The organism is Sphingobacterium corticibacterium, from assembly GCF_004208525.1.
Lineage (GTDB): Bacteria > Bacteroidota > Bacteroidia > Sphingobacteriales > Sphingobacteriaceae > Sphingobacterium > Sphingobacterium corticibacterium.
In genome coordinates, this window is the sequence record NZ_SGIT01000002.1 from 22518 (window position 1) to 43267 (window position 20750).

The window sequence follows — 20750 nt, forward strand, 5'->3', positions numbered from 1 at the left end:
TTACGAATTGGATTGTCATTTCCTGAGGTATCTCGTAATCCTTTATTCCCTGAGAAGTGAAATGTCGCATACCGCGGATGGACTTGTCGCTGATACACATCACCAGTACCATACTTTGGGGATATTTTAGACAGGTTACCTACGTGAAATATTTTTGTGAAAAATTATACTTCTTTTCGTCGGGCCATACGCTGAGCGATGATGCTGGCGGCAATCAATTGCAAGGCATGATAGAGCATGAGCGGCAACAAGACGATACCGGTGATGGTACTGTGCTGAAAGAGCACTTTTGACATGACGGTGCCGTGTACCAATGACTTTTTTGACCCACAAAATAATACAGTGATACGGTCTTCATCTGAAAAGCCAAAAAAGCGGCTGAGTAGTCCGACACAAAAGAATACGGCGAAAAATAAGGCCATCATCCCTGCAGCTAGTCCGGCAAGTTCAAGAGCAGTAAAACCTTCAAAAAGATTTTCGGAGAATGACTTACAAAACGAGGTGTAAATGATAGTAAGGATGATTGCCTGATCAAAATATTTGAGGTATTTCTTATACTTTTCGGCAATGGCGCCAAACCGGGAGTTAAGACTGATGCCGATGATAACAGGTAACAGGACTTGAAGAACCAATTTTATGACGATATCAGTGACATCAAAAGCCCCCGTTGCAGAAGCGATGAACAGACCAACCCAGAGGGGGGTAACTATTACTCCGATCAAACTGGAAATGCTCGCGTTGAAAATAGCTGCGGGAATATTGCCCTTGGCGATGGAAACCATGACAACGGAGGAGGAAACTGTGGACGGTAAAGCCGCCAGAAAGAATATACCTAACCAAAGCAACTCAAGGTCTGTGCCTGTGAACAAGGGACGAGATGCCAAAACGATGAGTGGAAAAACCAAAAAGGTTGTCAACTGAACAATAATGTGCATTTTCCAGTTGGCAAGCCCGGCTTTTAATTTCTCAACACTCAGTCGCAATCCATAAAAAAGGAAAATAAACGACACGCCTACATTGGCAATCTCCTCCAGCGAAACAGGTTCTTGGACCATGCCAGGCTGTGGCAAAAAATAAGCCAGCAGGATCATGACGCCTATCATTAACAGGAAACCGTCGAAACCTGCTTTATTTAATATTGCTAATAACTTCTTCAATACGCTCTTAATATATTACTCCGTTGTACCAAAATTATTCGTCAATACATGGGAACTAAACCGCGAATTCTTTGCGTATAATTTCTGCTCCCACGCTTAAAGCGCTCAACTTCCCTCTTGCTACGTTTCGGGATAATGGAGCCATACCACAGTTTGTACAAGGATAAAGATTTTCGATATCTACAAACTTAAGCGCTTTACGTAGGGTATCGGCTACTTCTTCGGGTGTTTCGATCGTGTTTGTTGCCACATCAATGGCTCCTACCATTACTTTTTTACACCGAATGAGTTCAATTAAATCAAAAGGTACATTCGAGTTATGGCATTCTAAGGACACGATGTCAATACTCGATTTTTGAATTTGTGGAAAAACTTCTTCGTATTGACGCCACTCTGAACCCAATGTCTTTTTCCAGTCAGTATTAGCTTGTATTCCATAACCGTAGCAAATATGTACCGCAGTTGCACAATGTAAACCTTCAATGGCTCTTTCTAATGCTGCCATCCCCCAGTCGTTCACTTCTTCAAAGAATACATTAAATGCGGGTTCATCAAACTGGATAATATCTACTCCGGCATCCTGCAGTTCCCTTGCTTCTTCATTGAGCGCTTTCGCGAATTCCCATGCCAATTTTTCCCGGCTTTTGTAGTGGGCATCATATAAGGTGTCTACCATGGTCATCGGTCCGGGTAATGCCCATTTTATGGTTTTATCCGTCTGTTTACGTAAAAATTTAGCGTCTTCAACAAAAACTGCTTTTTGACGTGCAACCTCCCCTATAACCATAGGGACACTCGCATCATAACGGTCACGGATTTTTACGGTTTTACGATTTTCAAAATCTACCCCACTTAGATGCTCGACAAAAGTGGTTACGAAATGTTGGCGTGTTTGCTCACCATCGCAAATGATATCTAACCCTGCTAATTGTTGTTCGTGCAAAGCTATACGTAAAGCATCTTGTTTCCCTTCAAGTAACTGATCGCCATCTAATTTCCAGGGTGACCATAGTTTTTCGGGTGGTGCAAGCCAGACAGGTTTGGGCAAACTTCCCACAATTGAGGTGGGCAATAATTTCTTCATATAAAAATAATTTTAACGTGTTATATCCATTAACGAGCGAAATTGGCAGACCATTGTTCCAAGACACTTTTGTAAGGCTTAATGAAATGCTCTTCTGCAAATTTACCCTGTTCAATGGCTAACCGGCTGCGCTCTTGCCGGTCGTATACAATTTTTGTTAAGGAATGGTCTTGATTTTTCAAACTAGGCTTATAGCAAACTCCTGCGACAGAATTGGCATTATAAATTTCAGGCCTGTAAATCTTTTGAAATGTTTCCATAGTACTGATGGTACTGATCAATTCAAGGTTTGTATAATCAGCCAGTAAGTCGCCAAAGAAATAGAATGCCAAAGGTGCAACACTATTAATTGGCATAAAATAACGAACCTGTAAGCCCATTTTTTTGAAGTATTGTTCTGTTAAAGAAGATTCGCTGGGTTGGTATTCAAAACCTAATAACGGGTGATGGTTTCCTGTACGTTGGTATGTTTTATTCTCTGCTACGCTTAAACATATTACAGGTAGTTTGGCAAAGTTCTCCTTATAACTTTCTGAAGCTACAAAATGCTTAAATAGATTACCGTGCAATACACCAAAATTATCGGGAATGCTAAATTTGTCTTTACCCTTATTATGCGCTAAAAGCAATACGCTGAAATCATAATCGCGTACGTACGAAGAAAAGTTGTTCCCTACAATTCCCTCCATGCGTTTTCCTGTTTTATGATCGATAATATGCGTTTTTAAAATCTCGATAGACGGGAATGTTGTACCACTACCATCAATATCTATATCAACAGAAACAATTTCCAATTCAACCGAATAACGATCGCTATTCGGATTATCCCAGTTTGCCAAGCTATTAAACCGATTGTTAATCATATTAATCGTGTTGCGCAAGTTTTCTTGACGACTTGTTCCTCTTGCCAAGTTGGCAAAGTTGGTTGTTGTGCGCGTACTGTCGGACGGTATATAGTCTTCGTTGAAATAAATGCTCTTTAGCGTGAATGCAAAATCGCTCTTCACGATATTCCGGATGTCTTCCATATATTTCTTTTTGTTCTTTCTTGAATTCTCTAATATGATCGATTTCAATCAAATGACCAAAGTCATTTTATCTTACAAATTTCGATATAAAAGACTAAACTATTGTGTTTTATTATCAAATCAGATAATAATTCTATTATTTTATAACAAAAAAGATAAATAATCTTTTTTTCGAGAACCAATAACATGGATAACAGATAATTTCTCTTTGGAAAGAAGAATATGGTTGTTTCCTAGTTGCTTAAATTGTCTGTAAAAAGATAGTAAACACGGCTAAAGAAATAGCCTGATAGTATCTTTACTTCCCTGCTGCGGCTCCAAAAGTATTTTTTACGACAGCCATTACAAAAGTGCTGTGCGTGCTACCTATACTGTTTACAGAACCAAGCTTGTTAAATACAAAATCCTGGTAATGTTTCATGTCGCGCACGGTCACTTTCAAAAGGAAATCATAATCGCCCGATATGTCGACTTGCGTAGCGGTCATATCGGCCATACTGAGACGACTGACGCTTCCATTGGCAAGAAAAGTATTCAAGATACCTGCCGGATAGATGAACACACCGCGGATGTCTGTATTAAATCCGCTCAAAAAAGTTATCACCACGCCCTGTGGAGAGATTTTCCTCACCTCCCGGTTGCCGACATCGGACACGTACAGGTTCCGTGCCGCATCTATCGCCAGTCCCGCCTCATCGCTCAGGCGGAAAGAAGCTACCGTTTCGGTACTGTTCTGCAGTCACGGGGAGCCACTGCCCGTACCGCCCGGTAATGACAGGACGATTTCCGTTTCGGTCACCGAAGTCAGCGGCAGATTCAGTTTTGGACGGTTCGAAAATGCAGTTCGAAATTAATTGATAAAAAACAAGACAGTCGGAATATGCTATATGAGAATTTTTTATTGGAAGCGACCATAATCTATAGGAAATCGACGGAGATCGCATAAAAAACTCGTTCATCTGATTTTAAAATCAGATGAACGAGTTTAAAAAGAATAAGGCGTCTTTTAGAATATTAGTTATACCCTGGATTCTGATATCCTTCCTTACCACTTTCCATGGCGTCTAGTTGCCCCAGCGGAATAGGGCGGAGATAATGAAAAGGCTTAATATCACGTTCAAACGTGATAGGAGTACGGTCTCCGATATTTGGGCCTCCAATCTGATAGGTAGAAGCCAGCTCATTCCATTTTTGCGTCCTTATCAAATCATACCAACGATATCCTTCGCCATAATATTCCCTAGACCGTTCTGCTAAGATATAGTTAATGTCAATTGTCGCTGGAGTGGCTGCAACCATAGCGGCACTATTATCTTGGATTTTCTCTTCGTTGCCGTTGTTGCTCCAACGCCACTTGCCAGCCCTCGCACGGATTACATTAACTAACTCTCTAGCACTATAATTTCCTGATGCACCTTTCACCGCAGCCTCGGCTGCTACAAAATATAGTTCCGAAAATTTAGCGATATTAAATGGCCTCGTGCTCGCCGCATTCGGTTCCCCTAAACCACCATTGCTGTCCGTACGATAGGGACCTAACTTCCAGATACCTGGGTAGACTCGTCTACTAATATTGCTGGGACCGACAACAAAGTCTGATCTGCCCGGTAGCACCCCTGCCCCCATATTACTCTGGTATACATCGTTTTTAAAATCTATCTCCTGACTTGGTTCGTCATCCAAAAACGTAAGAATAGCATCACCAGGATTTACAAGCAAAAAGTTAGCATTGTAAACCGGCCCACTTACATCAGATTTATCCCAATTGCCTCTATACACTGTCGTAAATGTTCCATCATATCGTGAGTCATTCTGTTTATCAGCAAATGTATTTTGAATTACACCTATCGTCGGAGCCATGCGTACCCAAGGTCTCCCTAACGGCTGTGCAGCTTCACGTAGTACCGAATTCATCGGTATCCAGTTGGAATTAGAAGAACTACTTCTTATGTCTGTATAATTCCAAGTCAACATCCAACTTGCAAAGTTTTCGGGTGCCCCACCACCACCATATGTCAAACTGCCTGCGTTGTAAAACTCGCTCGTTTCGGTATGATCTGCGAAGAGTAACAATTCGTTATTGCGGTCGTTGGTAGCGACATGAACATCGTAAAATGTCTCCTGCAAGGCAAATGGCCCCGGCGATTCAATGCCTTCCACAGCGACATTGTAAGCTTGCTGAAAGTACCAATTGGCGTCATGACCATCTGGATCAACCCTTGCAGCTTCGGGATAAGTTGGAATGTCGTTAGGATTTTCTAGCCACCAAGCATAGGTCAGGTAAGCTTTAGCGAGATAAAGTCTAGCCAAAGTCTTTGTAACTCCACCGACTACCCGACCAACTTCAGGCAATTCTTCCACCGCAAGTTTCAAGTCAGGGAATATAGCTCTTGTGTAAACCTCAGGAACAGTATTACGGACAGAAGTTCGAGACGTACTGGTATTAAAGACAAGTTCACCTGATCCAAGATCAAGAGGAACGCCTCCAAATGTCTGCACCAACAAGAAGTAGTCAAAAGCCCTGAAAAAATGTGCTTCTGCGATAATGGCCTCACTGATGCCCTCTACTAAAGGAGCTTTTTCGATAATGCCATTCGCGGTATTGATATTACTAAAGCACACCCCCCATATTGCATCCGCTCGGCTGTTTTCCGAATTCATTTCTGCTCGACCGCTTAGATCCATCACTAAAAAATTTTGATCGGCTTGTTGTCCATAGGTCGCCTCATCGGTCCCCGTTAAGGTTGTATTATAATAATAGGCCTGTCCATAAATCCAACGGAGATGTGCATACTGAGATGTCACTCCGCCCATAATCCCTCGCTCTGATTCAAAAAAATTAGGATCATAAAGACTTCTGGGTTGTTCTTCTAAGATTTTAGTGCAAGAAGTAATAACAGACATTACGGCTAATACGCCTGCACAGAATATTTTATGCTTATTTTTCATCGTCGTAATTTTTAAAATGTAACGTTAATACCCAAAAGATAACTGCGTGTTGCAGGTGTATTCGTACCTATTGTAAGTAAACGGTTCGGGTGTGCAGCCACTGCTGTATTTTCATCTGCGTACGAATTTGTTTCAGGATCCATACCAGTCTCTTTGTTAAATGGAGAGAAAAACACAAACGGATTTTGTACCATTGCATATACCCGGAATTGGCTAATACCAAAACGCTGCGTCCAATCATGCTGTCCTAGATTATAGCCTAATGAAAGTGTTCTAATCTTGAGATAAGACGCATCAAAATAACCTAGAGAGTTTCCATATTTCGGGTTGTCACCACTCATCGCGCCACCTGGTTTCGGATATTTCGCACCGGTATTTTCCGGTGTCCAATAATCAACGTCCACGTTGTTTCTTCGTCCCGAAAGCATATTAAGATACCCTGAAGCAGAGTGTAAGGTACTAATCAATATCCCTCCGTTTTGGAACATCCCTACGACACCTAAATCAATATTTTTATAAGCAACACGAGTATTTAGTCCCCCTTGGAAATTCGTCTGCAAATCTATAATTTGGCGATCATCGGGTCCTATTGCGCGTAATGGGACGCCATTCTCATCATACCCACCATCATACTTCGCTTTAATCATACCTACGTTTCCGCCCGGTTCCAAAATATCTAGATGTTCATCCCCGTCTTGCCACAACCCTTCGTATTGATAATCAAAAATGACGTCGATTGGATGACCTACAAACCACCAATTACCTTCATTCCGCATTTGACCATCTGCCAATTGAACTAACTTATTACGGTTACGATAAATATTTAACCCGGCCTCCCAAGTCCATCCATTCACGTTATCAAGTATCAAACCACTTAGAGAGAACTCAACCCCCTTGTTCTGCGTTCGACCGACATTTGCCGTATAACTCTCTACACCAGAGGAACCCGGCATATTCAGATTTAAAAGCAGATCATGTGTGTATGTCTCATAATATTCTGCGGTCCCTGAAAGGCGGTCATTAAATAAAGAGAAATCTAAACCGAAATTGTAGGTCTTCGAGTATTCCCAACCTAGTTCTGGATTAGGCAGTTGAGAAACAAAGTAACCCACATCATAATGATCGTCGCCAAAATTGTAGGGTCTTGTAGCTAAACGTCCTAAAGTAGCATACGGATTGATTGCCTGATTAGATGTTTGCCCAAAACCTGCACGAAGTTTTAACATATTAACAAAAGAAACATCTTCCATAAAAGATTCTCTTCCTATATTCCAACCAGCCGATATTGCCGGGTATGTATGCCATTTCCGACCTTTAGCTAAGCGTGATGATCCATCTGCACGTACTGTGGCACTGATCATATAACGGTCGTCATAAGAATACATTGCACGTCCCATCCATGAAAGCAGTCCCCACTTTTCATAAACTTGTCCATCCGGATTGACGGTTATCTCACCCAAAGCATGACCCAAATTATAAAATTGAAAAGCATCTGCTGGAATATCCCTTGCTGCCATTTCTGACCTTATGTATTGATTTTCCTCAGCAGAATACAACGCAGTAAGATTCAAATTATGTTTTGAATCAAATGTTTTATCATAAGTTAGGATATTCTCTATAACGTAATGATAAACGTGTGAATTGTTTATAGATCCCGTAGATACTGTACTTGGATTCGCACTATTGATACCAGCACCAGTAAAGGATCCTCCGTTGTTTTGTCTATAATCTAATCCTAAATTGGCACGGTACTTCAAGCCTTCGACGCCCGGAACAGACACTTCGCCAAACATAGAATTGTATGTTGCAAAAGCTCTAGTCTCACTCAGCCAATTATCTTTCAGATCTTCCATAACAGACCTTGTTGAAACCCATGCTTCATCAAGGGGCATCTGTACAGTTCGCTTTAAGCTACCGTCTGCATTATATGGGTTTACGATGGGGGACATGCTCAATATCCCCAGTCCAACATGCTGTCCCGTCGTGCGGTTGTAGTTGCTATTGGTATTGAATCCCAAACGGACATAATCTCCTATACGTTGGTCTACCGAACCACGTAGCGATATACGGTTATACCCTTGTAGCGGTAGCACACCTTGATCTGTATAATATCCCGCTCCGAAGTTGTAGCTTCCGCTTTCTGTTCCTCCAGCCACACCGACATCTTGGCTCACCGTATGGCCTGTTCTATAAAAAAGATCTTGCCAGTCAGTATCCACTTCATCGGATTCGTCGATACCGTTATTCGGGTACATGCCAGACTCCTCCCGCAATGCAACGAACTTGGCGCCGTCCATCATCGGATATTTAGAAAAAAGTGTTTGAAATCCTTGAAAACTATTGTAGGAAACCCTTGCCTTTTGTCCTATAGCACCTGTATTTGATGTAACTAATATTACACCGTTAGCCCCCCTAGAACCGTAAATGGCCGTTGCAGAAGCATCTTTAAGAACATCAATACTTTTAATATCGTTAGGATTTATATCGGTGATGGATCCTGTGAACGGAATCCCATCTAAAACGATCAACGGATCGTTACTGGCCGTCAGCGATCGTGTACCACGGATGCGTATTTGCGTTGCAGCACCCGGACGAGAAGATGACTGCGACATCTGTACACCGGGAAGACGGCCTTGTAAGGCTTGCGTAATATTTGCCGATGGCACCTCGCGCATGTCATCGCCACCGATAGATGATACGGACCCCGTTACCGCCTCTTTGCGTTGTGTACCATAACCCACAACCACCACTTCTTCTAATTTGCCCTCTGCGGCGGTTAAGGACACTTTTAAATTATCAGAGCTACCCACCACTTCCTCTCTCATATTAAATCCAATAAAAGTGAATGCAATTGTTTCACCTGTACCAGCCTCAATAGAGAATTGTCCAGCATCACCCGTTGAAGTGCTTCTGTCTGTCCCTTTTACAATAACCGATACCCCTACCAATGGCTCTCCAACATCTGAACTTACTATTCCTTTAATTGTTCGCTGCTACGCCAAAAGTTCTCCAGTACAGAGGATAAGAAATATTAAAGATAAAAAAACACGAAACAGTCTACCTCTCGCTATCATCAAGATACCAGGCGATAAGAAATCTGGTTTTGTAATCATAATAAATTTAGTTTTTGCTTTTCATTAATTTTTATAACTACAACCGGTTGCATTTTTCGGATAAGACGATCACGCTTACACTAATCTAGGATAAAGACTAGGTTTATAAATCGTACTCCCTCAAATATAATTTATAAAAAATTATATATTACTTGGTTGCTGATACAAGTTTAGCTGTATTTGCAAATGCAACCGTTAACGTACGTAACAAAGTCGTTTCAATATGTTACTAAATAGCCTGGGAGGCTATTTAGTAACATATAATGCGTTTTTTTTGAGTTGAGGACTTGCTGATGTGCCACCTACGTATACATTATATTCACCGCATTTTAGTTTCAACCCATTCAGTTGGTCGTCGTAGAACTCAAACGCATCGGGTCCTATATGCAACGCTATAGTTTCAGTATCCCCTGCTTTTACGAATACGCGCTTAAAAGCGCGAAGAGACTTGAGTGGCGCTGACGGATCATCTTTACGAGAAACATATACCTGGACGACTTCTTCACCATCCAAATCCGAATGATTTGTCAATTGCAAAGACAACTTCAGATCTTCACCTGCTTTAATCGTTTCGGGAATTTCTACTTGACCATATACAAATGTAGAATAACTGATACCGTGTCCGAAGGGATACAAAGGCTCATCCTGCATATAACGATACGTGCGACCTTGCATATCATAATTTTCAAAGCCTTGCCTTCCCGGATCCGAATGCTTCGTTAAAGCATTGTCCAATTGCGCCAACGTCCTGTAAAACGTAACAGGTAACCGTCCAGCTGGATTATAGTCACCAAACAATACATCAGCTACAGCGTGGCCTGCTTGTTCCCCTCCATACCACGCGCACAAGAGGGCATCATAATTTTTCTCATCTTGTTCCAATGCTAACGCACTGCCGGTACACAATACAAACACCACCGGCTTTCCGGTTTCACGTAATGCGGCTAACAAATCCCGTTGAACTTTGGGCAAATCAATCGAAGTCCGGTCTCCACCTCTGAAACCCTCCGCATCCACGTACATCTCCTCCCCCTCTAACTGTGGTGATAGACCGCCTGCGTAGACAATCGCATCGACGCCTTTTAAACGTTCGGTCAAATCCGCAAAGTCTGCTTTCTCCTTTTTGTATACAGATAAACCCATTGTCAAGATGCTGCCTTTTTGCCGATGTTCAAACATAACCGGATAGGATTTACCTTGCTGCACCTTTACCTCGTACTCTGCACCAGCCACCGCAGGTGCTCCTTCCATCTGGCCAATTAGCTTTCCGTCAACGCGCAAGATGTAACCGTCATTTGCATTGGCTTTAAAAACTACTTCTCCGGTATATGGCGCAACGAATACCCCCGAGATACGTGTCGATGTGTTTTCCAAATTTACGTCTTGTGCCAAAGCGGTTCCTCCTCTATTGGAGTACTCAATGCCCAACGTATTAGTGATTGTACGGACTGGCTGACCTTCCAGCGTATTGTTGTTAAAAAATTCAACCTGCAAGCCTTTTTCGCCACCTGCTTTCGTTACAAACGACTCATATAGAGAAGTCCGGACCCACGGATCTACCAAATCACTACCCTTTTCATAAATCAATTCCGCATGCGGAGCCTTTTGCCGTATACCTTCTAGAATCGTAACCGTTTCTGTCGGGCTTCCGTTATAGTTACCCCACAGCATCATACTGTCAGCCGCATTAGCTCCGATAACGGCAATACGTTTGATATTCTTATCCAGCGGAAGTACATTGTTTTCATTTTTTAGCAATGTCATGGATTGACGTGCAACTTCCAAGGCATGTTGCCTGTGTTTTGCAGAAGCGACAATATCGTAGGATAATTTACTCCAAGGTACTAATTCCGTTGGATCGAACATCCCCAATTCAAACCATCCGCGCAATATCCGCCTCAGAGAAACATCAATTTGTGACTCCGTAATTAAGCCGATCTTCACAGATTCCAGCAAATGTTCATAGGATTGCCCGCACTCCAAATCAGTGGATGTCAATACCGCATTAGCGACTGCTGCTGCTGGCGTATCGTGTGATTCATGATGACCTTTTTTATAAAAATCATCTATCGCCCAACAGTCCGAAACGACCATCCCCTCAAATCCCCATTTGTTCCGAAGAATATCCATCATTAGTTTGTCGCTCCCACAACATGGTTTCCCTTCGAAAGCATTGTATGCACACATTACTTCCTGTACATTTCCTTCCTGGACCAAAGCTTTGAAAGCGGGAAGATAGGTTTCCCAGAGGTCGCGATCCGAAACAACTGCGTTATAAGAATGTCTGTTCCATTCCGGACCGCTATGGACGGCATAATGCTTAGCACAGGCATGTGTTTTGAAATACGTATCATCCTCCCCTTGAAGCCCTTTCACGGCAGCAAGGCCCAGAACAGTGGTAAGGTATGGATCTTCTCCATAGGTTTCTTGTCCACGTCCCCAACGAGGGTCACGAAAAATATTGATATTAGGTGTCCAAAAAGACAAACCGTAGTAACGGCCGCGCTCGCCTTGACGCACAGCTTCGTTATATTTTGCTCGAGCTTCATCCGATATAATCTCAAATGTCTTTAAATGACTCTCCTCATCCCAAGTCGCTGCCATACCAATTGCTTGCGGAAACACCGTTGCCTTACCGGAACGCGCCACACCATGTAAAGCTTCGTTCCACCAATCATAGGCAGGTATATCCAAGCGCGGAATTGGCTTTGAACTGTTCATCATTAAACCAACCTTTTCTTCTAATGATAACAAAATGAGTAGGCTATCAATACGCTGGTCGACAGGCAAATCGGGATTTCGAAAAGCATATTCACCATCATATCTCGAATTGTTGGAGCATGCCATCAGTATAGCCGTCAAGCAGGCGAATATTACACAAAGTTTGCTGTCCATATCGTTTACATTTTGTTTTTCGTTGAATTAATTACGCGCTATTGTTATACCTCTGGCGAAATAATTACATTATACGTTTTAACGACCCCATTGTAGTTAAACTCGACGGTTGCCACATCCGACTTAGTAGTCATTTGCTTTATGTTGATTTTAACATCCTTGTTATCCGCCGTAGCAGTTACAACAGGAATATTCGACTCTTTATTTGGAGGCATATATTTCACTTCATAGCGATCATATCCCACGATGCCATTCTCGTTGGTCGATCGAATAGGTGTTTCTGGCAATAAAACTTTGTGACCATCAACGCTAATATCTACTTTTGGAACAATCGGACGCGCAATTTTCTTTTTAGCTGTGCTAAATCCTATCCCTGCTAAATCAAAAAGGTTTTCTGTCTCTGCTCCCTCAGCCACCATAAAAACAGCATGCTTCTCGTTTAAAGCATCTACAAACTTAGAGACATCAATTGCAAATTGTGTTTCCTCCTGTTTCGCATTAGCTGGAATAACAATTTCTCCAATCTTTGTACCTTTCCAAGTCTCATTATCCCATGGCCCGTCTAACCAAACATTTATCTTAAACGCTTTTGCTGACTTTGGCGTCAAAAAAACGTTGAATGCCGTTTTGTTTCCCTTTTTTGTTCCATCAAAGGCTTTGAGGCCTTTTTCACTCTTTTTCAGCCCTCCAAATCCAAAATACTTATAGCCTATTATATGATCATTCTTGACATTGGTGATGGGCATATGGTTATCCCAAATATCCCATGAATCCTGCATCGTACTAACGTCTGATAAATAACAGGCATATCCTGCTGAATAATATCGATAAGGGTCAAGACCGTAAATATGGAAGCCTTCGGATGTTACTTCCGCACCTTTATATTCTCTTCCTTCTGTATCTTTTGCAGACCAAATCTTATCAGACGCATACGGATCATATGCACGAATTCGCACCGTACCACCCTCAGCTACGGGCTTTTCATCCCAGTCAATTGTAATTGCAGCTACTACAGCCTGACGAGCAAAACCAAAATTTCTAGGAGGTCTGTGATAAAATGCGTACCACTGTCCATTAATTTCTTCAATACTTCCGTGCGTATTATGTCCCGTATTGGAAGTTTGAATAGCTGTTCCGTTTTGATTCAGTACGGGACCACGAGAATCAACAAGTACACCGCCACTTTTCCAAGGTCCTAAAGGCGAATCGCCAACGAGATAGCGCAAAGTGGAATTAGAACTTCCAATGCCGTATTCAGGGCCGGAATATCCACTATAAACTGACACATATTTGTTTCCAACTTTACGAATGGAGGAGGCTTCAAAAAAATTAAATGATCCTAAATCTTCGCCTTCTTGTATGTGTGGGTATTTCGTTCCTTCCGGATCACGTAATACACCATATCGGGCGCTAGCCGGAATGAATCTGTCAATAATTTCTGTCCCTGGACGAACAGAATACATCGTATTTTGATCTAACTCTGCTGCTAAAGAATGTTGAAAGCCCCAATAGGCGTAGGCTCTAAATCCAATATCAAAATCTGGATCATTTGGATCAGTAATATAATCTATGTATACTGCAGGATCAAAACCGATTAAACTGCCGGGCAGGGTACGCCTCCCATCTTCCGTCATATTGACTGGGGTAAAAGGGCCATTGGGACGACTACCTTTCGCAACCATCGCCTCTCTATTTGCTCCCCGACTGTGCGGATATAAATAATATTCCTTTGTACCATCTTTTCTTTTTACCTCAACAAGATCTGGCGCATACATGACGTCCCATTGTCCATCAATCTCGTATGTAAAAATTGCCCCCTCATCGCGCCAACTGGAAAGGTCTTCAACCGGCGCTGACCACATTCGGATATCCGGCCCGCAGTAGCTATCCAGCCGGAGATCGTGGGAACCAATAATATATGCACGGTATCTTCCCGGATTATCCGGATCTTCAAACACACGCGGTTCCCCGTCTGGTAAATGCTCCCATAGAGGCAAATAAGGGTTCCCAGGGGCATTATGTACAAAAGGCTTATGGTTTTTACCATTATTTGTGGCAACTTGAGCCGATATGTCCGTCACACTGAAAATGCAGCAGGCCAAACCTACCGCAAAAAAATTTGTCTTAATTTTCTTTAATTTAAAAATATTCATAGAATCTATACATTTATATTTTTTACGGAAGGACATCGCCTACCTTGAAATAATCAAAATCTACATATCCGCCCAAATTTTGGGTAGCATAGTTGAATAGAGCAAAACGATAGCCCATAAAATGATCCAACGTGTACGACATTTTTAAGGTTTTACCTATCGCTTTCCAATTCTTCCCATCCAAACTATAATAGAAATATCCTTCATCTTTTAGATTATGGTAGTCGGTAGCTACCTTTAGATACACCTGACTATCGTTGATCGGGATAAGTTCGTGTTCTTCATAACGTTCGTCATCCTTATCCGCCGCCTGTGCATTACCAACAAAGATGTAATGCTTGCCATCCTTTTTCTTCACACCAACTAGACCATATTTACGTTGTAACAGACCAATTCCAGCAACATCTCCATCCTTCATCTTCGCTATTTCTAAACGAACTTCACCCGTACTTGTTGGTCCGAAGGTTCGTTGCGTGAGCGTGTTCTTGGCTGTAAGAAAACCCTGGGCTAGATGTCCAGTACGTAAGCGAAGATAGCCTTTACGCTCAGTAACAGACCAATGCTGGTGATCGGGATTATGATTCCACTGCCAAGCTAACGGTAAGTCGGCTGCTCCTTTTTCCCGAGAAAAATCATCTGACGAGACAATTGCAGGAACAGTGGGTTGTTTCGCAGGAATATCAAGCGTCATTGGAACGACACCCGCCTCACCAAATACGGGCCAACCGTCCTCCCACTTCATCGGTAAGATATAGGGAATACGGCCAACAGCACCAGAATCGCGGAAGAAATAGCCGAACCATGCTCCATCAGGACTATCCACAAAACCGCCCTGAGCAACGCCTTTATCTTCTAACACTACACGACCTTCATAAGGTCCCATAATCTGATCTGCACGAAACAACAATTGTGTACGCATACCACCTTTAGGCCAAGTTATTAGAAAAAGATAATATTTACCATTTGCCTTAAACATTTGAGCCCCCTCAGCGGGCAATCCTTTTGGCTTTCCTGTAATAGCATCTGCATCTTCAATTATTGTTATTTTTTCACTGCCAACTTCAAAACCTGATAGATCGCTTTTCAACGCCCTGATACCAATGCGTCCACCCGCCGTCACCATGTAAACTTTACCGTCATCATCAAAAAACAAGGAATGATCGTGTACCATAGGCTTAAACCTCTTTACATCCCAGACCGACGAAGAAGGATCTTCCGTTGAATAGATGTAATTTAAACCTGAGCTATTGGAAAAAGTCGAAACATAGTACCTCCCTTGGTGATAACGCAAACTGCTTGCCCAAGAACCACGGCCATACGTATGTTTTCCATTTTTCAATTCAAACTCGTCAATAACACCTAGCGTATCGTAGGCGTAACTCGCCATTTCCCAATCCACCAAATTCTTGGATTTCATGATGGGAAGTCCAGGATTCATGTGCATTGTTGTACTACTCATATAGTATGTATCGCCAACCCGTATTATTGACATATCCGGCACATCAGCCCAGACAACAGGATTGCGCGTTTGCGCAGTAACTAAATCTGACATGCCGTATAGAAAGAAGAGTGTCAGTGCCAGTATATTTTTTAATCTTTTCATTATATGTTATATCTTGCTTTTTTCTTTACCATTCGTCCGTCCGAAACGGACTTGCCAATAATCCTTCTTTATTGATCAGGTTGGCGTCTTCCGGGTTATCGCTCCATGCATAGCGCACCGCCACCGGATTCTTCACATTGGGGCAACTCACGACAACCGTATTACCTTTTATAACTGCGTCCGCCCAAACAAACGTCCGGTCTTCACCGGCTATCGCGAAATGTTTTAACTGGCCACCCCTGCTCTGCAGCCCTCCTGTTAGTTCAGAAAAGTAAATCTCAATTTTGTCATTTTTAATTTTCATTCCTTTGTAAATCGGGCCCGAACTCACCACCTCTTCGCCATATACGACTTTTCGTGCACCAAGAAATAAACGATGTGCCACATCTTTTTTATTCAGCGGATGAATATCGTTCCATTCGCCCACATCGTAGGTCACCGCCAATGCCGTATGTGGTATTTCTTTCGCTACATTCAACTGTGCTCCCCGTATCCTCGCCCAACCACTGTTTAGTGGAGGCTCAGTCGGCTTTGCCAAATAATTTGGCAACTGTACCAACAAGAAAGGCATTTCAGGTGCATCAAACAGAAGTCGCCAATCGTTTATTAGCTCGGTTAGCAATTGTTTGTAATTAGCCGGATCGCCTGCATTTGCTTCGCCCTGATACCAAATTGCACCTCGGACCTTATAATTCTTCAGCGGAAAAATCATTCCGTTGTATAGACTCGAACCCACTGTCTTCATATTCTTAAGCTGTTGTCGATATCTATTCATTTCGTCTAAGTCAACCCCAATCTTATACTGCCAGTCACCTGCTAAATCAATTTCGAAATCATCAAGTTCGATTTTATATTCTTTATCTGGCACAAATCCACCGTTACCCGCATTAGCGGTGAGTTTTATTGTGATATTATTTCTACCCGCCTTCAGTATACCAGCAGGAATCGGATATTTTCGAGGGGGGTACATATAAGCCGTTGTACCGACTAGATGCCCATTAACAAATACGGAATCACTATCTACTAATGTCCCCAAGATAATTTTTGCGTATCGGCCTTGTAAGGAATCAGCCAACTCAAAATCCTTTCGATAAAAGACCGTGCCGCGCATTCGGATTCCATTTTCCTGCCAAAATCCGGGAACTTTTATTGTTTCCCAGCTTTTATCATTCCAATCAAAAGCGTTCCAATCCTTCGTCACATCTGTATTATTAGAATCGTATACTGCTCTCCAAGCGTGCTCATCTATCACCAACTCCGGAAATTGCTTTAAATGCGTCTGGCTTACCCAACTTTCGATCGCAGATCCTCCCAAACTAGCAATTACCATCCCTTGCGGAACATTCGTATGTTCATAGGCTTTTTGTGCATAGAAATAGGCCAATGCTGTCCAGTTCATGATATCAGAGGCAGTTCCAGAATACCATTTTCCTCCAGCAGCAATCTCCTCTTTTTTTTCGACTACACTGTGCTGTGTTGGTACTTTGTAATATCGGATCATGTTGTTGTTTGACACATCGATCTCCGGATATTTTTCCGTTAACCTAGCAATTGGGGTTTCCATGTTGGATTGTCCTGACCCAAGCCACACATCACCAATAAGAATATCACGTATAACAATCTCATTTACCTCCATAATGTAGGGCCCACCTGCCTTTTTTGGAGATATTTCCACCTCCCACTTCCCTTCCTCATCCGGCATCGTATGGTAAAGCTCTCCTAAAAACTTTAAGGTAATAGTTTCACCTTGATCAGCCCAACCCCAAATGGTTATTTCAACATCTCGCTGTAAAACCATTCGATCACCCACTAATGCGGGTAAGCGTATTTTCGCAAAACCGTCACCAATAGCCGAAACGAGGAGTATTAATCCCAGTATAATGCGAAAAAGTTTTCCGTAGGAGCCTTGCGTACTCATTTGATACTATTTTTTATTAACGATGTTGTAAAAGAGAGATGAGGAGATAACTCCCCACCTCTAAAAATAGAAAGGTATGGTAAACTCTTAAATGTAGCGATTAATCAGGTTCTCCAAATATTCCTGCCTGCCACTGATCGCTTTTGGCTCACCGTTTTGCGCGGCAAAATTGCGCAAATCTTCTAAGCGTAATTTTCCGTTTTCAAAGTCGGCACCCGCGCCACTATCAAAGCTGGCGTACCGGTCTGCTCGAAGTTTCGTATACGCTGAGTGCTGCAAAATGTTATCCGCTGTAATTAACGCACGGGCAAAATTGTCCATACCGCCAATATGTGCGTAAAATAAATCTGCGGGATCGGTTGAGTTTCTGCGTATTTTTGCATCGAAATTGACACCTCCGCCTTGGAGCCCGCCGCCTTCAAGAATAATTAACAAAGACTCTGTCAATTCATTTAAATCATTCGGAAATTGGTCTGTATCCCATCCATTTTGGTAATCACCACGATTTGCATCGATAGAACCTAGCAAACCGGCATCTACCGCAACTTGCAATTCATGCTGAAAAGTATGTCCAGCCAGTGTAGCATGGTTTACTTCAATATTCAATTTAAAATCATATAATAGATCATATCGCTGTAAAAAACCGATGACGGTAGCAGAATCGTAATCATACTGGTGCTTGGTAGGTTCACAAGGTTTCGGTTCTATAAAAAAGGTTCCTTTAAATCCGTTATCCCGAGCATAATCCTTCGCCATATGTAGAAAGCGTGCCAAATGTTCCTGTTCGCGTTTCATGTTGGTATTGAGCAGCGACATGTATCCTTCACGTCCTCCCCAGAAAACATAGTTCTCACCATTTAAGGCTATCGTAGCATCAATGGCGGCTTTAACCTGTGCACCACCATGCGCCACCACGTGGAAATCGGGATTGGTTGACGCACCATTCATATAACGCTGATGACTAAACAAATTAGCAGTACCCCATAGAAGTTTAATACCACTTTGTGCTTGCTTTTCTTTTGCGTAAGCAACGATTTCTTCCAAGTGCTTTTCATTCTCTTCCACATTTTTGGTATGATCAACAAGATCGACATCATGAAAGCAATAATACGGCAATTGCATTTTAGTCATGAACTCAAATGCTGCATCCATTTTATCCTTTGCTCGATCCATGATGTTCGATTTCACATCCCATGGGAAGAACAATGTAGGTCCGCCAAACGGATCCGAACCGTTGCCATTAAATGAATGCCAATATGAACAAGCGAACTTAAAATGTTCAGCGATGTTTTTTCCTGCAACAACCCGGTTAGCATCGTACCATCGAAATGCTAACGGATTATCCGACTCTAGTCCTTCATACTTAATTTGACCAATGTTTTTGAAATACTCTTGATTTCCTATTAAAACTTCCATTTTATTCCATCTTATTTGTTAAATTCTATTCTTGTTGCGACTACGAGAACTACCTACCGAATTTCCAACAGTCAAAATACATAATATTGGAGGCTGCCTTCCCTTTAAAAACGAAATAAAGATCATGTACACCCGTAACCTTGTTATCTAGATCAATCTCCACTGCTGACCAACGGTCATCTCCCCCGGTTAGTGGAACTTTTATCGTCCCCAGAAGCTCACCATCGGCCGCACCTGAACGGATTTCCATGGTTACACCACCATTGTGCGTTGTACCTACGCGAGCAAAAAACGAGGATGCGCCATCCGGACCAAAATCGACGTTACGAACGCTGGTAAAAGCACCACTTTTCCTCGCTTTGACAAATACGCCGACTTTATCATTTTCGAATGACTTGACATTTTCTGACCAAGAAATCGTTTCCGCTTGTGTTAACTCAAAAGGATTTATGGAAGCGATTGCTTCCGTAATACCTTTTTCCATTTTCATGGGTGCAATACTACCATCTTCGTTGAAATGCAATTCTTGAACAGCAACAGAACGTGTGAAACCCGTTCCTCCGGGAAGAGCTGCATTGTGGTAGAAGAAATATGTCTTTCCTCTAAAATCAATTACTCCTGGATGATTGGTAAACGCCCCCCCCTCAGCTGGCATTATTATACCGCCATATTTCCATGGGCCTTCTGCTTTTTCACTTGTAGAGTAACCAATGAACTCTGGTAATGCTCCCCCTGGCCAAAATAAGTAATACAGATTATTTCGTTTATACAGCCATGGACCTTCCTCATACTTCGTTGGCCGCTCTGGATTCCCTTCCCTCTTCCCAAAAGATTCCGCTGTCATAGGTACTTCAACAATTTCACCGGAATACGAAATCATGTCTTCATTAAGCGACACATACTTCAGTTTGGGATTTCCCCAATACATATGCGCTTTTCCATCATCATCAATAAATATTGTGGGGTCAATATCGCCCCATTCGCTTTGAACTAATGGTTTACCTAAAGGATCATAGAACGGTCCAAGTGGGCTATCTCCTACGGCCACGCCAATTGCGCCCTTATTATTATAGCGAGAAATAGCAGGAACATACATATAGAACTTCCCGTTTTTCTCCACACACTGGGCAGCCCAAGCATCACCTTTAGCCCATTCAAAATCTCTATATGTCAAAATAACACCGTGATCCGTCCAATTGACCATATCATTAGTTGAATACACCCGCCAGTTATTCATGTTAAACCAGGTTGATTCATCCTCATCGTGCGTCGTGTACACGTAAAGTCTATCGTTATACACCATGGGGGCGGGATCTGCTGTATAGTTTGTCTGTATGATCGGATTTTGAGCAAATACTTGCGTACCCATAATAAACAGCGTGCAGCTCGTTGCATATTTTATAAATGTATTCATATATCAATCAAATATTACAT

The 20750-nt window shown here is 42.3% G+C and carries 12 protein-coding genes; all 12 read right to left on the reverse strand.

Annotation, left to right across the window (positions count from 1 at the left end):
• Positions 1–164: 164 nt before the first annotated feature.
• Positions 165–1157: a bile acid:sodium symporter family protein gene (locus EWE74_RS08835; RefSeq protein ID WP_130141207.1), complete on the reverse strand. Its 993-nt coding sequence runs from the start codon at positions 1155–1157 to the stop codon at positions 165–167.
• Between the two features lie 55 nt (positions 1158–1212).
• Entirely contained in the window at positions 1213–2241 is a 1029-nt protein-coding gene (locus tag EWE74_RS08840; RefSeq protein WP_130141208.1) for a methionine synthase, read from the reverse strand.
• Positions 2242–2270: 29 nt separating this feature from the next.
• Positions 2271–3269, reverse strand: coding sequence for a DUF1852 domain-containing protein (locus EWE74_RS08845; RefSeq protein ID WP_206365192.1), 999 nt, complete (start codon positions 3267–3269; stop codon positions 2271–2273).
• 298 nt (positions 3270–3567) lie between these two features.
• Complete coding sequence (locus EWE74_RS21290; RefSeq protein WP_239018603.1) at positions 3568–3900, reverse strand: Lrp/AsnC ligand binding domain-containing protein; 333 nt, start codon at positions 3898–3900, stop codon at positions 3568–3570.
• Between the two features lie 383 nt (positions 3901–4283).
• Positions 4284–6218, reverse strand: coding sequence for a RagB/SusD family nutrient uptake outer membrane protein (locus EWE74_RS08855; protein ID WP_130141209.1), 1935 nt, complete (start codon positions 6216–6218; stop codon positions 4284–4286).
• An 11-nt stretch (positions 6219–6229) separates the two neighbouring features.
• A complete protein-coding gene (locus EWE74_RS08860) occupies positions 6230–9202 on the reverse strand; it encodes a SusC/RagA family TonB-linked outer membrane protein (RefSeq protein WP_130141210.1) in 2973 nt (990 codons plus the stop codon).
• A 375-nt stretch (positions 9203–9577) separates the two neighbouring features.
• The gene (locus tag EWE74_RS08865) at positions 9578–12226 is read right to left on the reverse strand and encodes a beta-glucosidase (protein ID WP_130141211.1); all 2649 of its coding nucleotides are present in this window, start codon (positions 12224–12226) and stop codon (positions 9578–9580) included.
• Between the two features lie 44 nt (positions 12227–12270).
• A complete protein-coding gene (locus tag EWE74_RS08870; RefSeq protein WP_130141212.1) occupies positions 12271–14379 on the reverse strand; it encodes a glycoside hydrolase family protein in 2109 nt (702 codons plus the stop codon).
• A gap of 22 nt (positions 14380–14401) precedes the next feature.
• Positions 14402–15982 (reverse strand): glycoside hydrolase family 43 protein, encoded by a 1581-nt coding sequence (locus tag EWE74_RS08875; RefSeq protein ID WP_130141213.1) that lies wholly within the window; start codon positions 15980–15982, stop codon positions 14402–14404.
• A gap of 25 nt (positions 15983–16007) precedes the next feature.
• A complete protein-coding gene (locus tag EWE74_RS08880) occupies positions 16008–17900 on the reverse strand; it encodes a sialate O-acetylesterase (RefSeq protein ID WP_130141214.1) in 1893 nt (630 codons plus the stop codon).
• A gap of 87 nt (positions 17901–17987) precedes the next feature.
• The gene (gene xylA / locus EWE74_RS08885) at positions 17988–19316 is read right to left on the reverse strand and encodes a xylose isomerase (RefSeq protein WP_130141215.1); all 1329 of its coding nucleotides are present in this window, start codon (positions 19314–19316) and stop codon (positions 17988–17990) included.
• A gap of 49 nt (positions 19317–19365) precedes the next feature.
• Positions 19366–20730 (reverse strand): glycoside hydrolase family 43 protein, encoded by a 1365-nt coding sequence (locus EWE74_RS08890; RefSeq protein WP_130141216.1) that lies wholly within the window; start codon positions 20728–20730, stop codon positions 19366–19368.
• Positions 20731–20750 lie beyond the last annotated feature (20 nt).